Origin of the sequence: Salinibacter sp. (assembly GCF_036626415.1) — a bacterium.
GTDB lineage: Bacteria > Bacteroidota > Rhodothermia > Rhodothermales > Salinibacteraceae > Salinibacter.
In genome coordinates this window covers 1-7,656 of the sequence record NZ_JAZKRW010000134.1, presented here as the reverse complement: position 1 = coordinate 7,656, position 7,656 = coordinate 1, and the positions used below count along the sequence as shown (strand labels likewise).

5 protein-coding genes are annotated in these 7,656 nt (G+C 69.6%); 2 read left to right on the top strand and 3 right to left on the bottom strand.

The features are described from left to right. Together V5A20_RS12065 and V5A20_RS12060 are read left to right on the top strand one after the other, a co-directional pair. Nucleotides 1–233, top strand: a 233-nt coding sequence (locus V5A20_RS12065; RefSeq protein WP_332327435.1) for a S46 family peptidase, incomplete at its 5' end; no start/stop codon positions are given. 54 nt (nucleotides 234–287) lie between these two features. Next, nucleotides 288–2,507 carry a S46 family peptidase gene (locus V5A20_RS12060; protein ID WP_332327434.1) on the top strand — a complete coding sequence of 740 codons (2,220 nt, stop codon included), beginning with the start codon at nucleotides 288–290 and terminating at the stop codon, nucleotides 2,505–2,507. 4 nt (nucleotides 2,508–2,511) lie between these two features. On the opposite strand, the gene V5A20_RS12055 is transcribed toward V5A20_RS12060, so the two are convergent. From V5A20_RS12055 to V5A20_RS12045, 3 genes are all read right to left on the bottom strand, one after another. Beyond that, complete coding sequence (locus V5A20_RS12055) at nucleotides 2,512–3,435, bottom strand: alkaline phosphatase family protein (RefSeq protein ID WP_332316629.1); 924 nt, start codon at nucleotides 3,433–3,435, stop codon at nucleotides 2,512–2,514. 212 nt (nucleotides 3,436–3,647) lie between these two features. Beyond that, the gene (locus tag V5A20_RS12050) at nucleotides 3,648–4,913 is read right to left on the bottom strand and encodes a glycosyltransferase (RefSeq protein WP_332316630.1); all 1,266 of its coding nucleotides are present in this window, start codon (nucleotides 4,911–4,913) and stop codon (nucleotides 3,648–3,650) included. 185 nt (nucleotides 4,914–5,098) lie between these two features. Beyond that, nucleotides 5,099–7,656, bottom strand: a 2,558-nt coding sequence (locus V5A20_RS12045) for a cation-translocating P-type ATPase (protein WP_332327433.1), incomplete at its 5' end; no start/stop codon positions are given.

Sequence of the window (7,656 nt, the reverse complement as noted above, 5' to 3'; positions counted from 1 at the left end):
CCGTGGGCAACAGCGGGGCACCGCTCCTCACCAAGTCCCTGACGCTGGCGGGCGTGGCCGTGGGGCCCAACATCCAGGCGGTGGCGGACACGTACCTCTTTCTGCCGAGGCGGATGCGGACGGTGGCGCTCGACGTTCGCGGTCTGCGAGAGGCCCTGACCGCCGTGTACGGGGCGGACGGCCTGGTCGATGAGCTGTTTGGGGACCCAAGCGCGACGGACCGCCGCCCGTGAACCCGGTGCCGCGCTGCCTCGCCGCACGTTCTTCTGGATCTTGACCTCTACCGCATGCGCACTTCCGCTTGGCATCTCATTATCATTCTGGGGATGGGGGGCGCGTTCCTCGCGGGCTGCGGCGGGAGTGGGGGCACCGTGTCGGTCCCGGTCGTGGAGCGTCCCGACGAGACGGAGTCCTCCGGGGACACGCTGGAGGCGACCGCCGACGAGGCGGTACCCATGCCGTCGGCCTACGACACGGTCCGGGCCCAGCGGTTCGACCGTGGGCGGATGTGGACGTTTGAGAACCTGCCCACGTCGTACGTCCGGGAGACGCACGGCTTCACCCCCGACGAGGAGTGGCGCACCAGGGCCCAGCGGGGGGCGCTGCGGTTCGGCAGTGGGTGCTCGGCGTCCTTCGTGTCGGCGCAGGGGCTCGTGATGACCAACCACCACTGCGCGCGGGAGCACATCACGGATGTCCGCCGGGGCGAGGAGGCGCTCCTGGAGGACGGCTTCTACGCGACGGACGGCGGGGAGGAGCGCCGGGCCCCCAACCTTTACGTGGACCAGCTCGTCGAGACGGAGGACGTGACCGGTACCGTCTACGACGGACTCCGCGAGGGGCGGGCGGCCGGGGCCCAGGCCCGCCAGCAGCGAGTCCAGTCGCTCCAGGAAAAGTTGACGGCCGAGGCCAGCTCGCGGGACAGTTCGCTCCGCGTGGAGGTGACGCCGCTGTACCGAGGGGCGCGGTATACCGCCTACACGTACCGGCGGTACGAGGACGTCCGTCTCGTGATGGCCCCGGAGCTGCAGCTCGGATACTTTGGGGGGACGGAGGACAACTTCACCTACCCCCGGTACGCACTGGACGTGGCCTTCTTTCGGGTCTATGCCCCGGACGGCGAGCCCCTTCGCCCCGAGCACCACTTCTCGTGGGACGAGGACGGGGCCCGGCCCAACGAGTCGGTCTTCGCCGTGGGGCACCCCGGCTCCACGAGCCGCCTCGACATGGTGTCGCAGCTCGAGTACCAGCGGGACCACGAGCTTCCCAATCGGCTGGCGGCTCTTCGGTCGCGCGGGGCCCTGCTCGACACCTACATCCGCAGCCACCCGGACTCGGCCGCGCACTACGACCTCCGAAATACCTACTTCTCGATCGAGAACACCATCAAAGGGCAGACGGGACAGCTCCGGGGGCTTCAGGAGGCGTACCTCCTGGCGCGGCGGGGCGCGGCCGTGCAGGCCCTTCAGGATTCGATTCGGGCCGTCGACTCGCTCCGGCAGCGGTACGGAAAGATGGTGGATCGCATCGGGGGGCTCCAGCAGTCCAAGGTCGTGATGGCGGACAAGGCCGGGGCCTTCGCGACCTTCGCAAACCTGGAGTTGGGGTCCCGCATCCTGGTGCGTGCACTCCACGGCTACTACTACGACTTCCTCCGCACCCGCGGGGCGCCCCCCGATCGGCTGGAGGGCATCCGGGAGGACGCCGAACAGGTGGCCAACTGGCCGCCCGGCCTCGAGAAGGAGTTTCTGGTGGCCCAGTTCGAGGAGGTCCGGTCGGCCTACGGCGCCGACCACCCGACCGTCCAGCGGCTGTTCCGGACGCGCACACCGGAAGAGGTCGCCACGCGGCTGGTGGAGGAGAGCGCCCTCATGGATTCGACCCGGTTTCTTAATCTTCTGGACGAGGGCTACCGCAAGAGCGACGACCCGTCGGTGCCGGTCATCGAGGCGCTGGCGCCCATGTTCTTGAACACGAACCGGCAGATGCAGGACGTGCGGGCCTCCGAACGGACCCTCAACGCACGCCTCTCCCGGGCCCGGGTCGCGGTGTACGGGACCACGTTTCCGCCGGACGCCACGCGCTCGCTGCGCCTCTCGGACGGCCGCGTGCGGTCGTACCGGTACAACGGGGCGACGGCCCCGCCCTTCACGACCTTCTACGGACTGTACGACCGCTCCTTCTCCCACGCCGGGGAGGCGTGGCGGCTTCCCGCGCGGTGGGGAACGGCCGTCGACTCGATTGACCTCGGCACGCCCCTCAACCTCGTCTCGACCGTCGACATTGCGGGGGGCAGCTCCGGGTCGGCGCTCCTGGACGAGGACCTTGAGGTGGTCGGGGTCGTCTTCGACAGCAACATGGAGGCCCTGCCCAACGAGTACCTCTACCGCCGACAGGGGGCCCGGGCGGTGGCGGTGGATGCACGGGGCATCCTGGAGGCCCTCCGGACGGTCTACGATGCCGATCGGCTCGTGGAGGAGATCACGACGGACTCGCCCGGAGGATGAGGCGTCACCGCCCGCCGAGGCCGGTCCGGAGCGCCTCGACGATGCCGGGCGTCACGTCGGCCAGCGTCCGCGCGTCGGCCAGGTGGGGGGCGGCCCAGCCGTAGGCGATGAGCGGCACCGGATTGCGGGTGTGCTGGGTGTGACGGGTGTCTTCCAGGTTGCCGTGGTCGCTCGTGATGATCAGCGTGTCCTGGGTGGGGTCAAGCCGCTCGAGCACCCGGCGCAGGAACTGATCGAGGCGACTCAGGAGCACGCTCGGGGGAAGGTCGATCCGTTCGTGGCCCACCTTGTCCGTCTGGAAAAACTCGAACAGCGTGAGGGTGTGGTCTCGGTGGGTGGCCACCAGCGCCTCGGCGGCCTCGGCGGGCGTGCGGGGGGAGACGTCGAGCTGGAGCGCGTCCCGCCACCCCTGTGCCGTCAGGTCGGCGGCGACCGCCCGGCGGGCCCGCAGGGCGTCGAGGTCGCGGAGGGGCACGCCGGCCCCCGCACAGCAGCGCGTCGTGACGGTCCAGCGCCGCGACGAGGCGTCGAAAAACTGGGGGGGGAAGGCGTTGGCGAACGCGACGGCCTCGTCGGGGACGGACGGGAGGGCCTGGACGCGGTGAAAGAGGTTCTCGTGGTCTAGGACGTCGTGGGTGGCGGAGTGGGGATACGGCCCGAAGTGGCGCCCCACCCGCTCGGCACAGTTTACGCCGGTAAAGAGGGTGGCCTGGCCGGTGCCGCTCTGGGGCAGTCCGTCCACCTCGAGGGTGGCGTCGAGGGGACGAACGAGGTGCCGGGCCGTGGTCGTCTCGGGCAGCGCGCGGGTCCAGGGGGCCCCGCCCCCAAGCCGTCGAAACGCCGTGCCGGGGAGGGACGACAGAGGGTTTGCCGGGCCGGCTGGGCCCAGGCCCACGCCATCCAGGAAGAGAAACAGGATTCGGCGCACGGGTGCTGCTCTGAGTTGACAGGAAACGACCAACACCTGTACGCACTGCCGGACGCGGCGTTTTTCGGGCGGGGGAGGAGGGGGCGAACGTCACGCGGCATTCACCACACGCCGCCCAGAAGCCCCGTCGCCGCATGTGGTTTCCCCGGGGGCCAAACCCACGGAGGCCGCAGGGCCGCGCCCGCCGGCCGGGAGCGACGAGGCGCGGTGGGTCAGTCGGAGAGCCGGTAGATGGTTTGGAAGCTCCCGAAGAGGTCGAGGTAGTCCTCCAGCATGTGGGGCAGCAGGAAGCGCTCGCGGACCGTCGCGCGGGCGTTCTTGCCGAGGCGCTTCCGCCGTTCGGGGTTCTTCACCAGCTCCACGATCTGCTCGGCGGCCTCGTCCACCGAGTCGACCAGGACCCCATTCGTGCCGTCCTCAATCTGGTGACGAATGCCGCCCACGTTGCCCCCAATGACGGCGGTGCCCTTCCACATGGCCTCGGTGACGGTGAGGCCGAAGCCCTCCCGCAGCGACTTCTGCAGCACCACGGCCGCACGCCGCTGTAGGGCGTTGACGAGGGCCGTGTCTTCCACGCTGAGAATGTGGATCCGCTCGTCTTCCTGGTCCAGCAGCGACTCGTAGACCTCCGTGCCCTCCGGGTCGTCGGTGGCCACATTGCCGAGCAGCACGAGCGTCGCGTCAATCTCGCGGCGCGCCTTCTGAAACGCCTCGATCACGCCCTCCGGGTCTTTCCAGCGGTCGAACCGCGAGACCTGCACCACGAGCGGCCGGTCCATCGGAATGTCGTAGTGGCCCAGGCGCTCGTCGATCTCTGCCTCGCTCAGCTCCTTGTTCTTGATCGCGAAGGGATCGATGGCGGGGGTGATGGTGCGCTGGGGAGTGTCGAGCGACTGCTTGTAGTCGTCGAGGCTCACCACCACGCCGTCGTACTGCTCGATGAAAGATCGCAGGTAGCGCCACAGCCCGCGGTGCGGATCGCTGAGGTCCACGTGGCACTGCCAGATCCAGGGCCCGTTGCGGTGGTAGTGCTGGATGAGGGGCAGGGGCTGGGGGTCGTGGACCACCACCATGTTGTGATGGTCGAGGTGGGTGCGGACCGCGTTCTTGTAGACGATGTCCTCGTAGTGCTTCTTCTTCAGGTCGGTCAGGTTGATGGAGCCGCCCTGAAGCGCGTTGTGCATCTTCTTGGTGATGCTGAAGAAGTCGGGCGCCCCCTGGATGACGCGCCAGCCCGTCGTGATGCCCACGTTGTTCATCAGCAGCGTGAGGTCGTCGAGCAGCTCGGCCACGCCCCCGCCGTAAAAGGTGGAGTTGACGTGCGCCACGTGGAGGTGCTGCAGGGCCTCCGCCTTCTCGTAGATGCGGTCGAGGGTCTCCGGGGCCAGAAACGGCGCGTAGTCGTCGAGCTGGACGGTCCGGCGGGGGTCGCGCTGGGCGAGATCGGGGTCTGGGGCGGTGTCACCGTTGGGGGGCATGATCGGACGACGGGGCTGGGTCAGAAGTGGATGGAGGGAGGGCTCGAGCTGTGGTGCGTGAAGAGGGACGTGTGACGAGGGACGCGTGACAGGTTGCTGTCCACGCGACACGCATCCCGCATCCCCGGATCGGTCTGCGCGGCGTGGCACGAGGATCGACGCAGACGTGAAGCCGGGCGTGCGCGCTATTCAGCGGAGGCCCACAGGGCCCGCCAGCCGAGGTACACCTGCCCCAGCAGGAGCGGCACGAGGCTCGCGCCGCCGATCAGGAGCCAGCCGTGGAGGCCCGGCGGCACCACCGACAGGATGGCGGCCAGCGGCGGCCAGTAGACGGCCAGCAGGAGCAGGCCCAGGCAGAGGGCGAGGGCGCCCCACACGTAGGGCGTCCGCGAAATTTCGTTGTCGAAGAGTCCGCTCTCGGGCCTGCGCATGTTGAACACGTGCAGGAGCCGGCTTATGGAAAGCGTAAGGAACGAGACGCTCACGGCCTGCGCGGTGCTCATGCCCAGCGGATACAGGGCGATTAGGAAGGCCCCGAGGATGGTGACGGCGATGAGGACGCCGTACCCCCCGATGAGGCGCCAGTGGTAGCCGGTGATCACCGACTCGGCCGGGTCGCGGGGCGGGCGGTCCATGGCCTGCTGCGTGCCGCGCCCCACGCCGAGGGCCAGGGCCGGGAAGACGTCGTTCAGCACGTTCAGGTAGAGAATCTGGAGGGGGAGGAGCGGAAGGGGCAACCCGACCGTCGCCGCCGCCCCTACGCCCAGGATTTCTCCGACGTTGCCGGAGAGCAGGTAGACGACGAACTTGCGGATGTTGTCGAAGATGATGCGGCCCTGCCGGACGGCCGCGACGACCGAGGAGAGGGCGTCGTCCCGCAGCACCATGTCGGCGGCCTCCCGGGCCACGTCGGTGCCGCGCCGGCCCATGGCCACCCCGATGTCGGCGCTGCGCAGGGCCGGGGCGTCGTTCACCCCGTCGCCCGTCATGGCCACCACCTGTCCGGCGTCCTGGTACAGATCGACGAGGTCCAACTTCTGCTTGGGCGTCACGCGGGCATAGACGGCCGCCCGCTGCAGGCGCTCTTTCTGCTCTTGGTCCAACGCCTCAATCGACACGAACTGCCCCCCCTCCACCACGGCGTGCTCGTTCATGTCGAGGCCCACGGCCTCGGCGACGGCCCAGGCCGTCGCCGGGTGGTCGCCCGTCACCATCACCACGCGGATGCCGGCCTGCTGGCACCGCTCGATGACGGGACGCACGTCCTCGCGGGGTGGGTCCAGGAGCGCCACGAGGCCGAGCAGTCCGAGCTCTTCGTACGGCGGGGCGTCCTCGGCGTCGACCGGCTTGCGGGCGAGGGCGAGCACCCGAAGGCCGTCCGCCGCCAAATTCTCGCTCTTCTGAAGCCACTCCTCCTGAGCCTCGTCACTTAACGTCTCCGACCCGTCGACCTCTATCACCGAGGTACACGCATCGAGCACGGCTTCGGGCGCGCCCTTCACGGCCACGAAGAGCCCGTCGTCCGCCTCGTGGTAGGTCGCCATCATTTTGGTGTCGCGGTCGAAGGCCACCGTCCGCACGAGCGGAAACTCCTGGAGCAGATTGGGGCGAGCCCGGCCGGTGTCGTGGCCCAGCTCAAGGAGGGCGAGTTCGAGGGGGTCGCCGGTGCTCTCCTCCGGCGCGTCTGCGTTGTACTCGGCGCCGTTGCACAGTGCCCCCACTTCGATTGCGGCGCGGAGCCGGGGATCGGTGCCGTCGGCCTCCGGAGCGGCAAGATCGGGGCGGGCGTCCGTCGAGAGGTCGACCGTCCGGTCGGCGAGCACCAGGCGCCGGGCCGCCATCTGGTTTTCGGTGAGCGTCCCCGTCTTGTCGGTGCAGATGAGGGTCGTGGCCCCGAGGGTCTCGACGGCGGAGAGGCGGCGGACGTACGCGTTGCGTCGCAGCATCACCCACATGCCGTGCGCCAGCGCGACGGTCGCCACGATGGGCAGCCCCTCCGGGATGGCCGCCACCGCGAGGGCGATGCCCGTCTCGATCATCAGAAGGAGGGGCCGCCCGGCCAGCAGCCCGGCCCCGGCCACCGCCGCCGCGATGCCCAGCGTCAGCCACACGAGTCGGCGGCCCAGCCGGTCGAGCTTCTGCTCCAGGGGCGTATCGCCCGTTTCGGCCGTCTCCACCATGGCCGAGATGGCCCCGAGCTCGGTCTCCATGCCCGTGGCCACCACGAGGCCCGTCCCCTGCCCCTCCGCGACGGCCGTGCCCTTGTAGGCCATGCAGCTGCGCTCGGCGAGGGGCGTGTCGGCGGCCACCGGTTCCGTGTTCTTGGCGACCGGCACCGACTCGCCAGTGAGGGCCGACTCATCCACCTGGAGCCGATCGGTGTCGAGCAACCGGAGGTCGGCGGGGACGAGATCCCCGCCCCGGAGCCGAACAATGTCGCCCGGGACGAGCTCGTCGGCCGGGATGATTTCCTCCTGTCCGTCGCGCCGAACGCAAGCCGTCACCTGCCCGAGTTGCTGCAGCGCCTCCATCGACCGCACGGCCCGCCACTCGGTGAAGAACCCGATGGCCGTGTTAATGGCGAGAACCGCGGCAATGGCCAGCCCCTCGACGGTCTGCCCAAAGAGGAACGACACCCCCATCGCCACGACGAGCAGCAGCACGACGAGGCTCTTGAACTGCTCCCAGAGAATCTCCAGGACGCTGCGGTGCTCGATCTCTCGCAGCCGGTTCGGCCCGACCT

What these genes read in the sequence shown, in the direction of transcription:
- V5A20_RS12060 (WP_332327434.1), top strand. Translation starts at nt 288, where the DNA reads ATGCGCACTTCCGCTTGGCATCTCATTATCATTCTGGGGATGGGGGGC.
- V5A20_RS12050 (WP_332316630.1), bottom strand. Translation starts at nt 4,913, where the DNA reads ATGCCCCCCAACGGTGACACCGCCCCAGACCCCGATCTCGCCCAGCGC.